Here is a 20859-nt window from a genome sequence, read left to right as displayed (position 1 = left end):
CAAATTATGCTTAAACCCTCAAAAAGCGTGTTTTTCTTGATTTGGAATACTATTGGCATATCATATTTCGAATCAAATAAATCGTAATTATGAAGACACGAAATATTCTATCCACATTACTAGCTTTAATTACGCTATCTGCACTTATCTATTCATGCGACTCTGAATCAGAGGTATCTGGTAAAGGCACTGCAGGCGTTAAAGTAACCGATGCTGCTGTTGATGCGGAAAACATTAGTGGTGTTTATCTTTCTGTAGCTGAAGTTCAAGCGATCGGCAAGAGTGAAACTAAAACACTTACTGTTTTTGATGAACCTCGAATATTTAATCTCATGGATTACCAGAATGGATCAACTTATGAGCTAGGTGAAGGTGAAATCGATGCAGGACTCTATTCTGAAATTCGCCTTATAACTGACGGCAATTCTTATGTATCCTTTGATGATGGATCTACTGAACCATTAAACATCCCAAGTGGAACTTCTTCAGGTTATAAAATCAAAGGTGATTATCAAATATCTGCCAATAACAGAACTGATCTAGTTATTGACGTGGACTTAAGAAAAGCTTTTGTTTTAACCGGTGAAGGAACTTATAAGTTAAGACCTACCGCTAGATTAATCAATGAAGAAGGTACCGCAACGATAACAGGCACCCTTTCTTCCACAGCAGAGGATAGAGTGATTGTATATGCATATGCTAAAGGCACCTATGATAGTTCTGAAGAGGCTGAACCCGCTTCAGGAGAATCAAGATTTGAAAACTCTGTGAACAGCGCTGTAGTATCAAATGGTTCTTTTACACTAGCATTTATGGAGCCTGGCGAATATGATTTAATCGCAGTAGCATACGAATCTGATGAAACGAATAACACTTATAATTTCAGAGCTGCTACAGAAGCTGAAGTACTTCTCAATGGCCACATATTGAGCATCCTAGAGCTTGAAGCAAACACCAACGTGAATTTGCTTTTGAATGTAAGCTTTGAATAATGCTCATAAACTTCAAAAATTATTGTGGGGCTAATGCCCCACATTTTTCCAATCTAAATCTCCAAAGTCATGAAAAAATTAGCACTTATCATAATCCCCTTAATACTAGCGTCATGTCAATCCAATAGCTACTACAACGCTATGAATACTAACGAACAGCGTTTTGATGGTTGGCAAAAAGAAAATGCTGTTTTTCTTACAGAAACACATGATCAAATTCTATTGATCGAGGATCTATCCGAACTAGCACAAAAGAGTGCCACATTAAGAGAAACTTATCTACTCGCCGAAGATATTGAAGAAGAAATGGCTGATTTACAACTGACTTATCAGGTGGAAGCAACTATTCACCGAATCAAGCTAGCATCTGCACTTAGCGAACCAAGCGATCAGATTCTTCATAAGTTAGAATCCATTTCAGCTGACAACTTTGATCAGGTTTATTTACAGTATTTAAAATCAGAACTGATTGATCTTCAGAAAAAAGCTGTTGATTATAAAAAAGAAGGACACAACGAACGAATTCGTGAATTAGCAGATAAAGTCAGTGACCTAATTGACGATTTGAACGAAACGAATAAGCAACTAAGCTGAAACACATTTTAAAACAACCTATGAAGTTGCGCGTTACCTTTGTGGAATTAATCATTTCATACTTGAAAAGGAAAAACATTGCCAACTTCATAGGATTTTTATTAATCCTCCTAACCATTTCCGTTACCGGAATTGGTTACATCACTTATAGCAACCTCAGCGAGATAGTATCCGATCTCCAAACAGACTCCAGACCAGACGACAACCTTATCCTCTACAAAGAAATTATGATCTCCATAAGTGACATGGAGAATAAAATTGAATCTTATCAACTAACCGGAAACACCAACTACCTTCAGCAATACGACCAAAGTGTTATTGCAGTCTTTAAAACTCTTGACTCTTTAAATAAGAGAAATCGAAACGACAAAGAACTGATTGCACTAAATGACTCCTTAGGAAATCTGGTCATTCGTAAAAATGATCTGCTTGAGGACATACTTCAACTTTCACAGACTGAGGTAGAAACCAACCTTGATCCCCTACAAAGTCACATAGAAGATCTATCTCACATAAAAATCCCAGACAGTTTAAAAGAGCAAAAAGATACAATCACTCAAACTGAGTTAATCGCTCAGAAAGAAAAAGAAGGTGGTTTGTTTAATAAAATCTTTAAGAGAAAACCAGCTCCCCCATCTTCCAAAACAACTACTATAATCCAGGATAAAGAAGTCAACACAGATAGCATCTATTTAGCTCAAGCTTCTACCTATCAGGATAAACTTCGAGAAGCGATTACTCAAATCCAACAAAGCAATCAAGCCAAATCTCAGCAATTAAAACAACGAGAGCTTTTGCTTCAAAATAAGCACGATGACATCCAGCAAACCATCATGGACTTGATTAGTCGATTAGAGTCTCGTGAGACGGTAAAAATGAAGATCAACTCTCTAGAAGCAAGAAACCTGGCTTCTAAAACGAATCAACAGATTCTAATCTTCTCTTCCCTGACATTCTTACTCCTTCTAGCCACTATCATTATTATTTTTAGCTATGTACAGAAGAACAAAAAATACCAGCAACTCTTAAAAAGATCAAAAGAAAGCACTGAAACGCTCTCAAAAGCCAAGGAAAGATTCTTTGCCAATATGAGTCATGAGATCCGAACGCCTATGAATGCGATTTCAGGTTTTAGTAAACTTTTGCTTAGATCAGAATTAAATTCAGATCAGCAGGAGCAGGTAGAAATCATCAAAAAGTCCTCAGATCATTTATTAAAACTTCTGAATGATATTCTTGATTTCTCTAAGCTTCAAGCACTCAAGCTCCAGTTAGAGAAAAAATCATTCAACCTGCAGGAATTGCTGGACGATACTTACAAACTTCTCAAAGAACCTGCGGACTCCAAAGGCCTACACTTATTCACTACCTACAGTGACTTACCTAAATATGTTTCCGGCGATCCATATCGTTTAAAGCAAATACTGATCAACTTACTCAATAACAGCATTAAGTACACTGAATCTGGAAGCGTAGAACTAAAAGTCACTGCCACTAATCTAGATGAGAAAAGTGCGATCGAAATTCAGGTAATAGACACGGGAAGAGGCATTCCAAAGGAAAGCCAATTCAGATTATTTCAGGAATTCGAACAATCAGATCAGAGTTCTTTCTCTAAAGGAACAGGATTAGGCTTAGCCATCACTAAAAAATTAGTACAACTTCATCAAGGTAAAATCAACTTGGAGAGTGAAGAAGGCGAAGGAACAACTGTTACAGTTAATCTGGAATATGAAATCGCTGCAGAACCACCAAGAGAAAAAGAAGTCTTTGAATACGATGACAACTTCAGCGATAAGAAATTCCTGATTGCCGACGATGAACCGTTTAACATCAAATTGCTAGCTACACTTCTTGATAAGTGTCATGCTAAATATGACACTGCTGTTAATGGAGCTGAAGCATTTGAACTTCTCCAAAAGAATAAATATGATGTAGTCCTTTTAGATTTGAAAATGCCCGAAATGACTGGCTGGGAAGTAGCAAAAGCTGTTAGAGAAACAGACAATCCTAACGTAGATCAGCCATTAATAGCTTTAACGGCTACAGTAGCACAAATAGACAAGCAAAAGGCACAATCTAGTGGGTTTGATCACATTTTAAGAAAACCGTTTGATGAAGCGGAATTGTTTACCCTCATTTCCAAATCTGCTCCTGGCAACAGATCTATAAAAATCACTCAACCTATAAAAAAAGCATCAATGACTCAGATCGACCTTTCTTCACTTCAAAAAATGGGTGACGATGCCTTTGTAACTGACATGGTAGAAACCTTTATCGAAAGCGCCAATAAGGAATGGACGATTATAGAATTGGCATTAGAAGCTCACGACTTGGACACGGTAGCAAACAGTGCGCATAAAATTGTAGCTCCAGCTCGTCACTTAAAAGCAGAGAAGTTGGTTCCGCTGTTAAAGAACATAGAGAAAACGGCGGATTCAGGCTCATCTCCTTCTGAAAAGCTACTGGAAGATGCGCAAAACGAACTTGATCAGGTGATTCTAGCATTGAATCAATACCTGGAAAAAGATCACTCTTTGAAGTAAATCATAACACATTACCAATTTTTGTGTTATATCAGCAATAACATTTTTTAGTCTAACTACTATATGAGCGACAAACCATTCACCATATACGTCGTGGAAGACGATGACTGGTACAGAAAGCTTCTCCACCACAACCTGACTCTTAACCCTGATTATCGGGTAGAAGTTTTTAACTCGGGCGAAGCTTTTCTTAAGCAACTCAAGAACAAGCCAGACATTGTAACCCTTGATTACAAGCTACCGGACCGAAACGGGGAAGAACTTTTGAAAGAGATAAAGTCCTACGATCCGGGAATCGAAGTATTAATTATCTCAGAGCAAAATGAAATAGAAACGGCTGTAAAGCTATTGAAGGCCGGAGCTTACGATTACATTACCAAAACAGAAGATATTAGAGATCGGCTTCTGAATGTAGTTCAGCATATTCGGAAGAATTCTTCATTAAAGACACAAATCCAAAATTTACAGTCTGAGGTAGAACGCAAGTATGATTTTCAATCATCTATCATTGGTCAGAGCGCCCCTATGAAAAAGGTGTTCCAGATGATGGAAAAGGCTACTACCAACAACATATCTGTAATAGTCAATGGAGAGACAGGTACTGGTAAGGAAATGGTGGCAAAATCAATTCACTATAACTCCGACAGAGCTAAAAAACCTTTCATAGCTGTGAATATGAGTGCTATTCCTAAAGAACTTGCGGAAAGTGAACTGTTCGGCCATGAAAAAGGTGCTTTTACAGGAGCTGCCAACAGGCATGCCGGGAAATTCGAGCAGGCTCATGGAGGCACATTGTTTCTTGATGAAATTGGAGAAATGGCTCCTGAGCTACAGGCAAAATTACTTCGAGCACTACAGGAGCGAGAAATAACACGGGTGGGCGGTACTGAATCTGTGAAAGTGGACTGTAGAATTATAGCTGCAACACACAGAAACTTGCTCGAAGAAATGAAAAACGGCAAGTTCAGAGAAGATTTGTACTACCGTTTATTCGGACTTCCTGTAGAGCTCCCTCCTCTGAGAGATAGAGACAAAGACATAATCATATTAGCTAAATACTTTGTAGAAGGCTTCTGCAAAGACAATGGCATGGCACAAAAAACTTTCAGTAAAGATGCGCTTAAGAAGTTAATGGCTTATCAGTTCCCTGGAAACATTCGTGAGCTTAAGTCCATAGTAGAACTATCTGCAGTCATGGCTGATGGCGACGAAATTTCAGCCGAGGACATCTCTTTCACTCAAGCAGATCCAGTGACAGACATCTTTGACGAACAAATGACCATGCGTGACTATGAGTTGCGCATCGTAAAGATGTATCTGAAAAATCATGACAATGACATCAAGAAAGTAGCTCAACTTTTAGACATTGGACAGTCTACAATTTATCGTATGTTGAAAAGAGAAGAAGAGCAACAAGATTAATCGTTCTCATAACTTGTTGAAAAGTCTCCTTTTTTGAGAATGGCATTCTCAAATTGGGAGACTTTTTCATTTAAGATCAAATTATACCCACTGACTATCAATTAGTTACAATATTTTCTAAATCCGGCACAGGTTTGGCAACATGACTTATCAAATAAAGAAATGAAGTCATGAAATATAAACAACTATTATCACTCGCAGCAGCTTTATTCATTGGAACAGCAAGTGCATTCGCTACTGGAAACGGTAACGAAAAAGAGACTACCAAGCCTTACACCTTCGCCAACAATCCATATAAGAGTTTATCAACTCAATCATATAAATACAACACAGCAATTGGTATCAGAGGTATTGGGACTTCAGGTCTTACTATCAAACATTTTACCAGAGCCAACAGAGCCGTAGAAGGTATTGTAGGTTTTTATCCTGACGCATTTTCGGTAACCGTATTATTAGAAAACTACGTGAACGCCTTTGATCAAGCTGGACTAAACTGGTACTATGGTTTTGGTGGACACATTGCTACTCAATCTGACTGGGTTTACTACGAAAACTACAGAGGATACAGAAGAAATGAAGGAGATTTCGGAATCGGTGTAGATGGAATCTTTGGTATTGAATACAAAATCAATGAAGTGCCAATAGCAGTAAGTCTTGACGTGAAACCATTTTTAGAAGTAACCACAAGAGGCGATGCTTATCTAGCACTTGACCCAGGACTAGGAGTAAAATTCGCGTTCTAAAAAATCAAGCATTCAACCACGCTTGAGCCAAGAATAACTTCACTATAAAAACTCACTCACATGGAAGCTCTAGCATTAGTATATATCACCTTGGGATTATTATTTATCACAGTCTTTACACTTAAAAGGTATAAAGCATCATCTGGGAAAAGTTTCCCAAAACGATTAAAATCTACTTTCATCCCCCACGCTAAAATAGATCCGTGGATAGATAGAAAGAACATTAAACAAGTATTTGAACTATAAATAGCATAGTTATGAGAACAAATAATAAATCACTTATAGGTGGACTTGCCATAGGAATGGCTACGGTCCTTGGATTAACATCATGTGGCAAACAAGAAAGAGAGCAATTGAAAGCTCAGGCAGATAGCCTGGAGTATAAGTTGCAAGAGCGAGACTCAGCTTTCAACAACATCATGAATGTAATGGCTGAAGTAGAAGCGCAAATCGACGATATCAAGCAACAAGAAAATCTGGTTGTAACCAACAGCTCTGGAGATTTTTCTCCCAAAGAGAAAAATGAAATGGTTGACGACTTGAAAAGAATCAATGCTTTGATAGACGATGCAAACACGAAAATCGCTTCATTATCTGGTCAGCTTGAAAATTCAAACTTTGAATTGAATGCTTTCAAAAGCAGAGTAAAAAACATGAAAACTGATCTTCAAAATAGAGAAACCGCAATTGCCAAGTTGCAAGAGGAGATCGAAATGAAAGACACTCAAATCGCAGAACTAAATACTGAAGTAAAATCTTTGGTAACAAGAGTTCAGCTACAAACTGAAACAATTGAAGTTCAAAATCAAGAGCTTGTTGAAAGAGAAAATGATCTAAACACAGCATTCTTTGCCGTAGATACAGAAAGAAAACTGCGTGATGAAGGATTGATCACTAAAGAAGGAGGATTCCTTTGGTTAGGAAGAACTACCGAGTTGCAAGCAGATGTAGCGCAGACTAAATTCACCGAGGTTGACATACAAAACACCAAAAAATTCTATGTAGATAGTGATAAGGTGGAGATCGTTACAGAGCACCCATCTGATAGCTACAAACTAATCGGTGAAGAAGGAAAAGTAAAATATCTGGAGGTCACTGATCCAGCTAAATTCTGGAAAATCTCTAAATACTTAGTGATTTCAGTAAAAAGCTAGGGGACCCCAACCAGCAGAAAGCGTTTGCCCTCAGCCGGGCGACGCTTTCATTTAAATAACAACTCACTTTAAATAACTATTACCATTATGAAATTTAAGATTCTAATACTAACAGCATTTTGCGCATTCGCATCTACTATGGCTTTCTCTCAAAAAGCAGGTATCAAAGGTGGCGCTAACTTCACCAATCTATATGTAGAGGATGTAGATGATGAAAACATGAAAATCGGTTTTAATGTCGGAGCTTTTTACAGAGCTGATATTACAGAAAATTTTGCCATTCAGCCTGAGTTCCTTTTTACACAAAAGGGCTCGGAAATTCAATATGATAATTTTTTACAAGGAGAGGGAAAATACCGATTCAACCTGAATTATTTAGAAGTACCTGTACTGGCTGTAGTCAAATTTGGCCCTATCAACTTACACGCCGGCCCATATCTGGGATTCCTTGTTGGAGCCAATGTGAAAGATGTTGACGATAGAGGAAACATTAATGATATTGAAGAACTTGATAGAGACGATTTCAACACACTAGACACAGGAATAGCTGCAGGTGTAGGATTTGATTTCCCAACTGGAATTCTTGGCGTACGATATAATTATGGCTTCCAGGAAATTGGTCAAGATGGAGTAGCAGGTCAAGCAACAGAAAACTCTAAGAACTCGGCTTTACAACTTTATGTAGGATTTGATTTTTAATCGAACCTAATTCAAATCAACTATAGATTTGCCGCAAGGCAACAAAAGCCTCGACTTAAGGATCGAGGCTTTTGCTTTATAATCCCATCCGTTAATTTCGACTATTTACATTCCTTTCCTTACCAATAAACGAATACTCTCTACAATAAAATGTTAGAAGTATACATTGAGGGTACAAACTATCTCAGTCATGCACAAAGAAACTATTTTAGATCACGATCAATCAACTGTCTGGTTTTATCCGGAAGAGAAAATTGTTCACCATCAGTTCAAAGGCAATATAAACGGTGATGCATTCCAGAATACATTGAATGCGTCTGCGGAAATTTTCGAAGCCTACAGATGCCAAAAATACCTTTCTGATGACCGGCTCAATACCGGTGTTGATCAAGCAGATGTTCAATGGGCAATTAGCGAATGGAATCCAAGAGTCTTAGCTTGTGGATGGAGGTTTTGGGCCATTGTAAAGTCATCCACTGAAAGCGACCCAGAAATGGATAAGGTGATTGAAGCATACGAAAGAATTAATCTTAAAGTACAACTCTTTGAAGATCCGACAGAAGCACTAGAATGGCTTAAACAACAGAACTAATCCTCGTATAGCTCTAAATCTACTTCCACAAAGATCACTAAGCTCGTACTTCCTGAAAATAGATTAATTTTTGTTAAAATAATCAGCTGATATAACCAGCTGAGAACCTTCCTCGTTATCTTGACGATCAAAAGTCACTAAAATGCGTCTACGAATAATGGTGGGCGAAAGGTGATTTGGTCTCGTAAACCCAAGCGCACGAGCATTGCTATGTAGACTGGGGTTCGAACCTTTTAAAAGAGGATTTATTACAAAATCAATAAAATAAAAAAGCCTCAACAAAAAATTGCTGAGGCTTGAAGTGATTCGCCTGGGGCTCGAACCCAGGACCCTCTCCTTAAAAGGGAGATGCTCTGCCAGCTGAGCTAGCGAATCGTACGTAGCTATAAAAACTATGAACCAATGAATAAGTTTAAACAGCAACAAGAAAATAAAAAAGCTTCATTTCGATTAATGAAGCTAGTGTGATTCGCCTGGGGCTCGAACCCAGGACCCTCTCCTTAAAAGGGAGATGCTCTGCCAGCTGAGCTAGCGAATCAGGACGTCAAAATTGCAATTTCTAAGGCCGTTTCCTTAAATTGCGGTTGCAAAACTAAGCCGGTTATTCTCAAAATACAACCCATGAATAAGTTTTTTATTAGAAATCTTTACCTACTCGTCGCATTTGTATTGATTCATTCTTCGGCCTTCGCTCAAAAGACCGAATTATCAACTGCGGATTCTCTTTTTATGAATCAAAAATACACTGAAGCTTACGAGACGTATGAGAAAATTTTCAATGAAAATCAGGCCTCTCCTGCTATGCTGACCCGCATGGCATTCATTCAGGAAGGTCTGGGCAACTATGCTAATGCACTCTACTACCTAAATCTGTATTATTTACAATCCTCTGACAGAGATGCTCTGACTAAAATGAGAGAGATCGCCGAAGAACATAATCTATCGGGTTATGAATATTCAGATTTTAAATTCTTCGAAAACTTCATTCGTAAATATCAAATGGAGATCAGCTTTTGCTTAATGGCATTCTCACTGTTCATATTAGGTTATAGTTTTAGAAAGACCAAGAAAGACGAACGTCCTGCTATCTCCTTAGGTGTTCAACTGATAGCTCTAATAGCGCTTTTAGCTATCAACAATGAGCTCTTCATCAAAGACAAAGGAATCATCAACCAGGATCAGTCCATATTGATGTCAGGCCCATCTGCTGGTGCTGAGCCAATTGAGGCCATCGGCCTGGGCAACAAGGTGACTATTCTAGAAACAGACGAACTCTGGTCCAAAATCATTTGGAACGATTCTGAAGCTTACATCCGAAATAAGAATGTAAGAAAATTATAATCTCTGAAAGAAAAGTAAAGACACAAAAAAAGCCCTGCAACACAGGGCTTTTAACTTATGCAATAATTTATAATTACTTAACTGTTTTTACAGTTTTGATAATTCTAGCAGCTACTTTGTATGGATCTGCATTTGATGCAGGTCTTCTGTCTTCTAGATAACCACTCCATCCGTTGTTCTTAGTGAAAAGAGGAATACGAATAGAAGCACCTCTATCAGATACACCGTAAGAGAAGTCTGTGATCGCAGCAGTTTCGTGCTTACCAGTCAATCGCTGATCGTTATAAGCACCGTATACAGCAATATGCTCAGCTACAACACCTCTGAATGCCTCACATACTTCTTTGATCTTAGCCTCAGAACCAGCAGTTCTGATCAAAGAGTTAGAGAAGTTAGCGTGCATACCAGAACCATTCCAGTCAAGTTGACCTAGTGGTTTTGGATGGTAGTTGATAGAAAGACCATATTTTTCAGTCAATCTTTCCAACATATATCGTGCAACCCAGATTTGATCACCTGCAGATTGTGCACCTTTTGCCATGATTTGGAATTCCCACTGACCAGCAGCTACCTCACCATTGGTACCTTCGATATCAAGACCAGCCTCGATACATAGCTCTAAATGCTCATCTTTGATTTCTCTACCGAAAACAAACTGCCCACCTACACCACAGTAATATGGTCCTTGTGGAGCTGGGAATCCACCTTCAGGGAATCCGATAGGTCTGTTAGTAGCATTGTCCCAAATGAAATATTCTTGTTCGAAACCAAACCAGAAATCATCGTCCTTATCATCAATAAGGGCACGACCGTTTGATTCGTGAGGAGTACCATCAGCATTCAATACTTCTGTCATCACCAACCAACCGTTTTTGATTGCTGGATCTGGACATACAAACACTGGCTTCAAGATACAATCTGAAGATCCGCCTTCAGCTTGCTCAGTAGAACTTCCATCAAAAGACCAATCTTTTAGGTCTTCTAGTTTTCCACTGAAATCATCAACCAATTTTGTTTTACTTCTTAGAGACTGAGTTGGCTTATAACCATCAAGCCAGATGTACTCCAATTTTGACTTAGCCATTTTCTTCTGGTTTATATTTTAATTAAGTGAACGATTAAAAATTTTCTAACAAAACAGCGCTAAAACTGAACATTTTCAATGTTAAGCGCCTATTACAAATTTTAAAAAAAATAATGAATTATTAAACGATTTTCATCATTAATTACAAATGATTATCAATCGAACAAAAAAATCACAATTCTACATGCAAAAATCCCATTTCCACCCGATTAGCTCGAATTGGAAATGGGATATTGAAATATTTTAATGCTTTTCTAGCTAAAATTTAGCTTAGAAAGCGTAAACTGCAGCCAAAGTAAATGCAGCCAATGAGCTTCCAACCTCAAAGTCAGTTGGACTATCAAATTCGGTCAACACATAATCATCACTGTAAGCATCTAATCTCACTTCAGGAATAAAAGTCAATGGACCTACAGAATAATTGGCAGATAAAGTAAGATCAAAAACTGAATCATCTTCAGCTAGCAAACCTAGCCCTGTATCTTGAAAGTACTCACCTCTTAGGCCCAAGCTGAAATCATCAGTAAATGATTGCTGAAGGTAAAGAGCCGCACCAATGAAGTTATCATTATTGTAAGTAGCATTAATCCCTAAATAAGTAGCATCTGCCACATCAAATCCTCCGGTATAATCAATCTGGAAATAGTCATCACTAAATAATAAGTTCAAGTACTGACCTGCAATTCCTAATTGAGCTCCTCCGTAATAGTGATTATTCGGGTTAAATTCTGTTACATCAGTATCATTAAATACACCCAACATTAAACTAGCCTCTCCCAAAGCAATATCAGCTTTCAAACCTGTGTGAGAGAATGGACCGTAAGAGAACATGTAAGAAGTCGAGTAATTGAAATTCGCTGTTGGAGAAATCACCTCGTAACCAAGGAATGTATTGAAGTTACCGAAAGTCAACGTAAATCCGTCGGATACATTCCAGTAGGTATACAATTGATTCACAATACTTGACGATCCAAACGGAGAACCAAATACTGCCTCCATACCTCTCGGACCGAAAACAAGGTCAGCAACAAATCCGACTTTCTCTCCTTCGTAGCCAGCAACTAGATTAGCCATACCTAACGAGAAGCCTGGAAGATTCGCAAAAGAAGTACCAGGGTGTTGATAATATTCAGCACCATTTTCTGGATCACCATCCAAATCAACATATTTATTAGGAGCATTAAGATTTGCTCTGTAATATGTATCAACAGAACCACTAAACGAGAAGCCAGCAGCTTCATCTTCGTCCTGTGCCTGGACCGTAGCTACGCCAAGCAAGAACAATACTGGTAGTATTAGTCTTTTTGTTAATTTTGTAAAAGTGTTCATAAGCTTTAATTCGATTAAATAAGGTTTGTGGAAATTTTGGCCTCTGAAGTGTTATTGGTTGGCGCCTTAGTACTCAGAGGCCTTTATGTTTTTGATCTATTATTCAGAAATGATAGTGTATCCTCTGATACCGTGTTCGTGACTATCAAGACCTTCTTTTTCATGCTCTTCGGAAACTCTAATTCCTCCAACCATTTTCAATACGATGAAGATCAAGAATGCACAGATGAATGCAGCAGCACCACAAGCAGCGATACCGATCAACTGAGAAACTACACTATGATCAGGATTAGTAGAGAAGAAACCTACTGCTAGCGTACCCCAGATACCACAAGTCAAGTGAACAGAAACTGCTCCTACTACGTCATCCAATTTAAATTTATCTAATGTAACCGCAGAGATTACAACCAATACTCCTGCAATAACACCTACGATGATGGCATTTCCTGGCTCAATTACATCTGCACCAGCAGTGATACCTACTAGACCAGCAAGGATACCGTTAAGCACCATACCAAGATCAAGTCTCTTGAATGCAATGTAACCTGTAACGAAACCACCAAGACCACCAGCACAAGCTGCTAATGAAGTAGTTACCAATACAAATGATACCAATCCTGGATCAGCAGAAAGCACAGAACCACCGTTGAATCCGAACCATCCTAACCATAATAAGAATACACCTATTACAGCCAAAGGAACAGAAGAACCTGGCTTGTCAATTACTTTTCCATCTACATACTTACCAAGTCTTGGCCCAAGAATCATGATACCTGCTAGAGCTCCCCATCCACCAACAGAGTGAACTAGTGTAGAACCTGCGAAATCGTAGAATCCAAGACCATCAAGGAATCCACCACCCCATTTCCAGCTACCGATAATTGGGTAAACCAATCCAACGTAGATTAAGGTGAAAATTAAGTAAGAGCTAAGTTTGATACGCTCCGCAACTGCACCCGATACAATGGTAGCAGCTGTAGCAGCGAACATTGCCTGGAACAAGAAGTCCGTCCAGTAAGTGTAGCCAGCGCTTGCATAGTCCGCAGAATTATCAGCTGTCACTGAATTCTCAAGACCGAAACCAGCAAATCCGAAGATACCATTGAAGTCTCCAGGATACATTAGGTTAAAACCTACCAATGCATAGGTAAGAATACCAATGATAGGAGTCAGTGTATTCTTGAAAAGAATGTTCACTGTGTTTTTAGACTGGCCAAACCCAGCCTCTACACCTGCAAAACCAAGGTGCATAATGAATACTAGCGCAGTAGACAACATCATCCAGATGTTGTTTGCAGTCAGCAAGTTTGCTGTGATGTCTGCACTGTAATCTGTAGCCGCTGCAGCGACTGTCTCGACAACCTCAGGTACCTCAGCAGCTACTGTTTCTGCTACGGCCACCGAGTCTTGTACAATCATCAATAGGTTGGTGATCATGTTCATAAGCTTTTAAAGATTTGAAATGTTTTTACTAAACGTCTATTAGTTGTTCAGTCATGACGATTCTGAGCACATTACTCATTTCATCAATTCCAAATTAAGAAACTTAATCACTAATTATCAAAACATAACTTTGCAGAAACATTGGATTTTCACACCCAAATCAAGGGTATTTTGCAAGATATTTTGTAACATTCATTATTTAAGCTTAGGAAAATTATCAATTTAATAATCAGGTGTTCGGTATAGGCATTTTACTTAAGCATATTGTAATTATTATATTTTTCAAAATATTTTTAAATGGTTTTAACCTAATTCTGATTTTTTATCAATTATATAACATTTTATCAGAATATTATTCTGAATCACCAGTTCTGACGATATTTCAAACAATCTTCAAACCGTCAAAATAACATTTCTAGCATTCCACGCTACTTGATATAATTTTGCTAAATGGATAACGACCAAATATTCTTTCATTTAGGCGAGGGCACAGCATTTGACAATATTCCAGCCTCACCTGCTATCTATCAGACAAGCAACTTCACTTTCAACACACTGAAAGACATGTCTGAATCGTTGCAACACGAAGACAAAATACCCTTTTACACACGCGGAGCTAATCCAACGACAGCCATTTTACAACAAAAACTGGCAGCTTTGGAAGGGACAGAAGAAGCTTTAGTATTTGGGAGTGGAAGTGCAGCAATTACTGCAGCCGTATTTTCACAAATAAAATCCGGAGATCATGTCGTCTGCGTAGAGAATCCTTACAGCTGGACAAAGAAACTGCTTGATAAAACATTATCACGTTTTGGAGTATCTACCACCTATGTAAATGCTAGTGACAGCCAAGGCATCATAGATAGTTGTCAGCCCAACACTACCCTCATATACCTGGAGAGTCCAAATTCCTGGACGTATGAAATGCAGGACATTGAACAAATTACAGCTTATGCCAAATCAAAAGGCATCATTACGATTATGGATAACAGCTGTGCCTCACCTCTGTATCAGCAGCCTGCCAAATATGGAATTGATATTATAGTTCATTCTGCTACAAAATATCTAAGTGGACATGCTGACATGGTAGCAGGAGTTCTATGCACATCTAAAACGATATTCGATCAAATATTTCAAGGTGAGTACATGACTTTTGGTGGCATCTTATCTCCTTTTGAATCGTGGCTAATGATCCGCTCTCTGAGAACTCTAGACATGAGAATGGAACGAGTTACTAAAAACGCCTTAATAGTTGCTGATTTTCTTGAGGATCATCCAAAAGTTGAAAAAGTGATATTCTCACATTCCAAAAACTATCCCCAACCTGAGCTCAGAGACAAATATCTAAAGGCTGCAGGTGGCCTTATGACAATCGATTTGGCAACAAAAGATTTTCAAGCAACGGAAAAATTTTGCAACACATTGAAACGTTTCAAGTTAGGTTGTTCGTGGGGTGGCTTTGAATCATTAGCTTTCCCTGCTGTAACTACTATGAGCTCACTAAACTATGACAAGCCCAACACGCTGGTCAACAGAATAAGATTGTATATAGGCATGGAAAGCTCTGAATCACTGATTGAAGACTTAACCAATGCGCTTAATACTATTTAGTATTTTTATTTTTTTCTTGGGCAGCTTTTGTTTTGGACAAAATACTGGCATTGTCAAGGGTAGGATCACCGACAGCAATGGTGATCCTTTGGCATTTGCTACTGTCTATGAAGAAGGAACCACCAACGGCACTACGAGCAATGCTGATGGTTTTTACCAACTCTCTTTACTAGCTGGGACGAGAAACATTGTAGCCCAATTCGTAGGATATCAGCGCCAATCGCAACAAATAGAAGTTAGCACCTCTTCCACCATTCAGCTGGACTTTCAACTAGCAGATGAAGCCTTAGTCCTGCAGGAAGTCATCGTATCTGCAAAAGAGAAAGATCACGCCCGACAAATCATTCGAAACGCTATCAAAAAAAGGAAATACTACCGAGATGAAATAGCCGCATTCTCTACCGATGTGTACGTAAAAGGACTTCAGCGTCTCGACAAAAAACCAAAGAGCCTTCTGGGAATGACCATCGATATAGATACTGGAATCGTTTATTTATCAGAGTCTGTTTCCAAAATCAAATACCAACATCCTGACAAGGTCAATGAAATCATGATTTCCTCTAAAGTAAGCGGAAACAATAATGCTTTCAGTTACAACCAGGCATCTGAGATGCTGATCAACCTTTACGACAATAGCTTTTTTGTAGAAGGAATCAGTGAGCGACCATTTATTTCTCCTTTAGCGAACAATGCCTTTTTATATTATGACTATAAAATGGCAGGCACAATTATTGAAAATGATCTCTACATCAACAAGATAAGAGTGATCCCCAAACGAAGTACAGATCCTGTTTTTAGTGGCTACCTATATATCATAGAAGATAGTTGGAGACTCTATAGTGTGGATGTACTAACCACCAAGTCTAATGGCATTGAATTCCTGGACTCTTTAACTTTCAACCAGGTGTATGCACCTGTAGGCAATGATATCTGGATGCCAATATCTCAACGATTTACGTTCAAATTCAAAGCCTTTGGCTTTCAAGGAAGTGGTCATTTCACAGCTATTTACAGAAATTACAAAGTACAACCCAACTACTACCAACGTCGAGTAAGCGATAAAAAGAAAAAAGAAGAGGCAGAAGAAAAGCCCAAAGAGAAACCAAAAGAAACTCAACCAGATGTCATCAAACCAAAAAAACCTGAAGCTCTAGAAAATGACATCATCGTTAAAATGGATGAGCCTCCTTTATTTACCAAACAGGATTTCTCCAATGCCATTCTCGTAGTAGAGGAAGAAGCGAATGATCGAGATTCAGCGTACTGGGCGAGAGTCCGTCCTATTCCGTTGACAACTAGAGAGAAAGTAGATTATCAACAAAAAGACTCCATTCGAGCAATCAAAGAGTCCAAAGCCTACAAAGACTCTGTTGATCAAATTAGAAACAAGTTTAAATTTTCGAACATCTCATTAATTGGCTACACACATTACAACAGCTACGAAGGAAAATACATCAACTTCCCTACGCTCAAAGAACTGGTGCAGTACAACTCTGTAGAAGGACTTGCTATCAACCTGCCAATAGCGTTTCAAAAAAGAAATGATCGATATTTCAATTATCGAATAATGCCAACACTGAGGTATGGATTTGACAACAAGCAGCTCCAGGCCAAGATTGAAGGGCTAAAAATGCTCAATCAAAAGAAACGAGAAATGATACAGGTAGCTGGTGGTCGATTTATTGATCAGCTGAATGACCAGGATCCTATTTCGTATATCAACAATACCTATTTCACCTTAATAAGAGGACTGAACTATGCAAAATCTTACCAAAAGCACTTTGGGTATTTCATTTACCAACGAGAAGTGACGAATGGCCTGCTTTTTACCGGAAGAATGGAATATGAGGATAGACAGCAGATATATAATACTGCAACCTATAACCTGTTCAACAGAGATTTTACTCCGAATGCACCTACAAACGAAGAAATTGGCACAACTGACTTCCCTCGATATCAAGCATACAGCATTAGCGCTCGATTACGCATCAGGCTGAATCAGAAATACATTGATCGTCCAGACCGTAAAATAATAGTGGATTCTAAGTTTCCTGATGTTTTTCTTTATGCTAAATCAGCTCTACCAGTGTTTGGTGCTGATGTTCAATACCATCTACTGAAAGCAGGGATTTCTCACAAAATGATGCTGGGACAGTTGGGCACAAGTGATCTAAGTATATGGACGGGAGCTTTTGTAGGTAAGAAGCAAATGTATTTTACAGATTTCCAGCACTTCAATGGTAACCAAACGTACTTAACCACTCAGGGCGTGATTAATCGTTTTCAGGTTCTGGAATATTATCGATTCAGTACTCAAGATAAGTTTGCAGAGGCTCATTATGAGCATCATTTTAATGAGTTTATATTCAATAAAATACCATTCGTTAAAAAACTCAATCTACAGGCAGTAGCCAGCGCCAACTACCTAACCACGCCAACAATGGGTCATTATTTTGAATTTGGAGCAGGAATTGAACACATCCTTCGATTTATTCGAGTTGATTACTTTACTGCAATTAGAAATGGCGATTACTACGGGTCAGGAATTCGTATTGGCGCAGGATTCTAGTTATTTGAGCACATGAATATAGCCCTTATATTCAGTAATGGAATACTTCACCAAATAGTAGTAGACACCTGATTCTACATTGAGCCCTTTCCATGAAAATTCTCGATTATCACTGTAGAATACCTCTGTACCATTACGGTCATGCACTACAAAATATTGGAATGAATCATCGCAATTATCAATAGGTAAATTTTGATCAGAGTTTAGCAGGTTAGTCAATGAATATTCATCATTGATACCATCTCCATTTGGCGTAAACACATTAGGAGGCGTGAATCGATTAAACTGCTCTCGCGTTTCGGTAATCTCAAAACGAATAGCCATTGTATCTAACCTTGCTCCTACACAATTGTCATCGTAGGCGATAAAAGGAATTTCAAAAAATGCCGATGTTTCACCAAAATCAATCAAAGAACAATCCGGCAACCATTTAAAAGTAGAAGTAACCTCACCATACCCTGTTTCCCTTGGGAACTCGATAATCTCTGAACGTGGCAATCTGGCTGGATTAAAAAAGTCAACAGTTACAGAATCGCCCAAATCAAAATCAAAGGCAGTGATGTCCATTTCAAATAGTTGATTCACATAGATGACTGTATCAGCGTAGTACTCGAATTCCGGCTTTTCATTTGGAGGAACGATTACGTGAATTTTAATCAATTTTGAATCTGCATTGGTTACCTGACACTCATCATAATCTTCCGAATGGAAGTCCAATTCGTAAGTTGTGTTTTCACTAATGCGCAAATTCTTGCAAGAGGTATCCCAACTAAACTCTGATTCTACCTCCCCATTACCTTCTACTTCAAAAAAGACCATACCAATATTCGCTGGAGTAAATCCATCTGCCAGCAATTTCAGATCAATTTGATCCATATCAGCATCTGTTGATTGCACTTTAAATCGTACCACATCTCCAAGCGTAATCGCTATAGAATCTTGAGTTTCGGCAGTCACAACCGGACTGGTATTTGGAGGAAGAATGACGTTCATATTGTACCACTGAACTGAAGGGCTAGGCACCTCACAATCATCTAAATCCTCCGCGTATATACCTACCACGAAATTGTTGTAAGTAGAGAAATCATAATCCTGACAGTTCGTTCGCCAGACTAATTCAGCAGTAGTTTTACCAGATTCCTGAGTTTGTGTTACCAATTCAAACCCAAAATCTTCAGGGCTTTCCTCATTTTGTAAAACGAGCATAAAATCAATGCTATCACTATTCGCATCGCTACTTACCACATCTATTCGCAAACTATCACCTTCATTGATAGTATAACTAACATCAATTACTCCATCAAATGTGGGAAACTCATTTGGTGGTGGTTCTACTATTACCTTCAGCCTCGCCGTGTCCAATTGAGGCACCGGACAAGCATCATCAGCGGCAATTAGATCCACAATAAAAGGCCCATCCCGAACAGGTGGACACCCAGGCATACAGACTTCAATAATCAATGAATCCTGGCCAGGGGTTACAGTTTGATTGGTTATTTGGAATACATCATCCAGATATCCATCAAAATTCACTCCTTTCGCTTTCAAACTGATCGTTTCACCATTGGTTACATTAGTCACTACAAACTCGAAACACTTATCATCTGAAAGTGTAAATTCCAAAATATCAGTATCTACATTAAAATTTGGTCGGTCAGGAATTGAAACACCTACAACAGGTGGATCTGGAGGATTACAACCATCCACTACGAGCATCTGAAAATCTCGCTGCATTTCACCGAGTTGCACTCCATCTCTCCATTCTTCAACAATAACAGAAAACACATAAACTCCCGTTTCACTTGGATTGACTGTCAGTAAACCTTCACTGCTGATAGCCAGAGGTCTTGAACCAGGCACCATCCTATCCTGAGAAAACCCAGAAGACCAGGATACCTCAATATGAGGTTTGGGAGTTTTTGGGGGGTAAGGAGCAAGTGCACTACTGTTGAGTGGCGTAGCCAGCCTATAAGCTAAAGAATCTCCATCTGGGTCAACACCTGTAAAGTCTGTATAATACAGTTGATCTACACAAGCATAATCACTTAATGGACGAAGCAGAGTTGGTGAAGAATTAATAAACTCTTTACCATCTTTCCATAAAGGAGGAATTTCCAACACATATTTCATACCTGTATCACCAGGATTATTAATGTTCCTGATGACATGATTACGGCAGCATCTTTCATAAACGATGTAATACCCTTCCTCATCAGCAAAGTCCTCAGGATTCAACTGGACATCCGCTGAGAATAAAACCTTAGATGTTTTAAGCTCATCAATCGCACATTCTTGATTAGAATAAGGAACATCGGAAATTGACACTCTGTCCAAAAAATACTCACCCACGCGGCTATTGTCTCTATTAGAGAAGATGACCACATCGATCGAGGATTCGAAAAAAGTATTATCTGTTTGCGCGGCATCCCTATATTGAATCAAGGAAATACGGTAAAGACCAACGCCCAACGTCCTAAACTCAATCTCACCACCAACTATATGGAAAGCTTGTGTCAAATGGATTAAAAAGAATAATCCCAGATATAGTATTCCCTTTTTCATTTTTGGATTCTCCTAGATTAGAGGAACACCTTTTTCATGATGAACCCCAACCCTTCAGACAAAACTATTATTAGCTTTGCGCTGAAATGAAGTCTAGTAAAGTTATCGAAAAGAATAGAGATATCTCGCAGCAACATTCTAGTTAATGAATCCTCCCTCTTCTAATTCAAATTTCTCA

At 38.6% G+C, this 20859-nt stretch carries 15 protein-coding genes and 2 tRNA genes; 11 read left to right on the top strand and 6 right to left on the bottom strand.

The genetic code is table 11. The features are described 5' to 3' along the window. The first annotated feature begins 89 nt into the window (after positions 1-89). The 8 genes from NXS00_RS23710 to NXS00_RS23675 all read left to right on the top strand — a co-directional run bounded on the left by NXS00_RS23710 (position 90) and on the right by NXS00_RS23675 (position 8742). The gene (locus tag NXS00_RS23710) at positions 90-992 is read left to right on the top strand and encodes a DUF4382 domain-containing protein (RefSeq protein ID WP_258101775.1); all 903 of its coding nucleotides are present in this window, start codon (positions 90-92) and stop codon (positions 990-992) included. Positions 993-1061: 69 nt separating this feature from the next. After that, on the top strand, positions 1062-1586 hold the full coding sequence (locus NXS00_RS23705; RefSeq protein ID WP_258101774.1) for a DUF4142 domain-containing protein: 525 nt from the start codon (positions 1062-1064) through the stop codon (positions 1584-1586). Between the two features lie 20 nt (positions 1587-1606). Beyond that, positions 1607-4132, top strand: a complete 2526-nt coding sequence (locus NXS00_RS23700) for an ATP-binding protein (protein WP_258101773.1) — start codon at positions 1607-1609, stop codon at positions 4130-4132. A 63-nt stretch (positions 4133-4195) separates the two neighbouring features. Further along, positions 4196-5554, top strand: coding sequence for a sigma-54-dependent transcriptional regulator (locus tag NXS00_RS23695; RefSeq protein ID WP_258101772.1), 1359 nt, complete (start codon positions 4196-4198; stop codon positions 5552-5554). A 170-nt stretch (positions 5555-5724) separates the two neighbouring features. Next, positions 5725-6297, top strand: coding sequence for a hypothetical protein (locus NXS00_RS23690; RefSeq protein WP_258101771.1), 573 nt, complete (start codon positions 5725-5727; stop codon positions 6295-6297). Between the two features lie 257 nt (positions 6298-6554). Beyond that, positions 6555-7451, top strand: a complete 897-nt coding sequence (locus tag NXS00_RS23685; protein WP_258101770.1) for a Cbp1 family collagen-binding glycoprotein adhesin — start codon at positions 6555-6557, stop codon at positions 7449-7451. A gap of 87 nt (positions 7452-7538) precedes the next feature. Further along, entirely contained in the window at positions 7539-8150 is a 612-nt protein-coding gene (locus NXS00_RS23680) for a porin family protein (protein WP_258101769.1), read from the top strand. Positions 8151-8340: 190 nt separating this feature from the next. Further along, positions 8341-8742, top strand: a complete 402-nt coding sequence (locus NXS00_RS23675; RefSeq protein ID WP_258101768.1) for a hypothetical protein — start codon at positions 8341-8343, stop codon at positions 8740-8742. Positions 8743-9044: 302 nt separating this feature from the next. Here the strand turns inward: NXS00_RS23675 and NXS00_RS23670 are convergent. Both NXS00_RS23670 and NXS00_RS23665 read right to left on the bottom strand, forming a co-directional pair. Beyond that, positions 9045-9117 (bottom strand) — tRNA-Lys (locus tag NXS00_RS23670). Between the two features lie 90 nt (positions 9118-9207). Next, a tRNA-Lys gene (locus NXS00_RS23665) sits at positions 9208-9280 on the bottom strand. 83 nt (positions 9281-9363) lie between these two features. On the opposite strand from NXS00_RS23665, the gene NXS00_RS23660 reads away from it, so the two are divergent. Next, positions 9364-10083, top strand: a complete 720-nt coding sequence (locus tag NXS00_RS23660) for an SH3 domain-containing protein (protein WP_258101767.1) — start codon at positions 9364-9366, stop codon at positions 10081-10083. Between the two features lie 73 nt (positions 10084-10156). Here the strand turns inward: NXS00_RS23660 and NXS00_RS23655 are convergent, their stop codons facing one another. From NXS00_RS23655 to NXS00_RS23645, 3 genes are all read right to left on the bottom strand, one after another. Further along, positions 10157-11167 (bottom strand): glutamine synthetase beta-grasp domain-containing protein, encoded by a 1011-nt coding sequence (locus NXS00_RS23655; RefSeq protein WP_258101766.1) that lies wholly within the window; start codon positions 11165-11167, stop codon positions 10157-10159. Between the two features lie 270 nt (positions 11168-11437). Then, the gene (locus NXS00_RS23650) at positions 11438-12496 is read right to left on the bottom strand and encodes an outer membrane beta-barrel protein (protein ID WP_258101765.1); all 1059 of its coding nucleotides are present in this window, start codon (positions 12494-12496) and stop codon (positions 11438-11440) included. 99 nt (positions 12497-12595) lie between these two features. Further along, positions 12596-13933: an ammonium transporter gene (locus NXS00_RS23645; protein WP_258101764.1), complete on the bottom strand. Its 1338-nt coding sequence runs from the start codon at positions 13931-13933 to the stop codon at positions 12596-12598. A gap of 456 nt (positions 13934-14389) precedes the next feature. On the opposite strand from NXS00_RS23645, the gene NXS00_RS23640 reads away from it, so the two are divergent. Next, on the top strand, positions 14390-15550 hold the full coding sequence (locus NXS00_RS23640; protein WP_258101763.1) for a trans-sulfuration enzyme family protein: 1161 nt from the start codon (positions 14390-14392) through the stop codon (positions 15548-15550). Beyond that, positions 15531-18119: a DUF5686 and carboxypeptidase regulatory-like domain-containing protein gene (locus NXS00_RS23635; RefSeq protein ID WP_258101762.1), complete on the top strand. Its 2589-nt coding sequence runs from the start codon at positions 15531-15533 to the stop codon at positions 18117-18119. Before NXS00_RS23640 ends, NXS00_RS23635 begins: the two co-directional genes overlap by 20 nt. On the opposite strand, the gene NXS00_RS23630 is transcribed toward NXS00_RS23635, so the two are convergent. Continuing rightward, positions 18120-20681: a T9SS type B sorting domain-containing protein gene (locus NXS00_RS23630; protein WP_258101761.1), complete on the bottom strand. Its 2562-nt coding sequence runs from the start codon at positions 20679-20681 to the stop codon at positions 18120-18122. It lies immediately after the preceding gene. Positions 20682-20859: the final 178 nt, after the last annotated feature.

It is taken from the genome of Marinoscillum pacificum, assembly GCF_024714495.1.
GTDB classification, from domain to species: domain Bacteria; phylum Bacteroidota; class Bacteroidia; order Cytophagales; family Cyclobacteriaceae; genus Marinoscillum; species Marinoscillum pacificum.
The sequence above is the reverse complement of the archived record's forward strand: the minus strand, read 5'-3'. Positions and strand labels throughout refer to the sequence as shown.

Coding starts and splice junctions, on each gene's coding strand:
- NXS00_RS23640 (WP_258101763.1), top strand. CDS start 14,390: ATGGATAACGACCAAATATTCTTTCATTTAGGCGAGGGCACAGCATTT.
- NXS00_RS23660 (WP_258101767.1), top strand. CDS start 9,364: ATGAATAAGTTTTTTATTAGAAATCTTTACCTACTCGTCGCATTTGTA.
- NXS00_RS23705 (WP_258101774.1), top strand. CDS start 1,062: ATGAAAAAATTAGCACTTATCATAATCCCCTTAATACTAGCGTCATGT.
- NXS00_RS23630 (WP_258101761.1), bottom strand. CDS start 20,681: ATGAAAAAGGGAATACTATATCTGGGATTATTCTTTTTAATCCATTTG.
- NXS00_RS23650 (WP_258101765.1), bottom strand. CDS start 12,496: ATGAACACTTTTACAAAATTAACAAAAAGACTAATACTACCAGTATTG.
- NXS00_RS23710 (WP_258101775.1), top strand. CDS start 90: ATGAAGACACGAAATATTCTATCCACATTACTAGCTTTAATTACGCTA.
- NXS00_RS23700 (WP_258101773.1), top strand. CDS start 1,607: ATGAAGTTGCGCGTTACCTTTGTGGAATTAATCATTTCATACTTGAAA.
- NXS00_RS23680 (WP_258101769.1), top strand. CDS start 7,539: ATGAAATTTAAGATTCTAATACTAACAGCATTTTGCGCATTCGCATCT.
- NXS00_RS23655 (WP_258101766.1), bottom strand. CDS start 11,167: ATGGCTAAGTCAAAATTGGAGTACATCTGGCTTGATGGTTATAAGCCA.
- NXS00_RS23695 (WP_258101772.1), top strand. CDS start 4,196: ATGAGCGACAAACCATTCACCATATACGTCGTGGAAGACGATGACTGG.
- NXS00_RS23690 (WP_258101771.1), top strand. CDS start 5,725: ATGAAATATAAACAACTATTATCACTCGCAGCAGCTTTATTCATTGGA.
- NXS00_RS23635 (WP_258101762.1), top strand. CDS start 15,531: ATGCGCTTAATACTATTTAGTATTTTTATTTTTTTCTTGGGCAGCTTT.
- NXS00_RS23645 (WP_258101764.1), bottom strand. CDS start 13,933: ATGATCACCAACCTATTGATGATTGTACAAGACTCGGTGGCCGTAGCA.
- NXS00_RS23675 (WP_258101768.1), top strand. CDS start 8,341: ATGCACAAAGAAACTATTTTAGATCACGATCAATCAACTGTCTGGTTT.
- NXS00_RS23685 (WP_258101770.1), top strand. CDS start 6,555: ATGAGAACAAATAATAAATCACTTATAGGTGGACTTGCCATAGGAATG.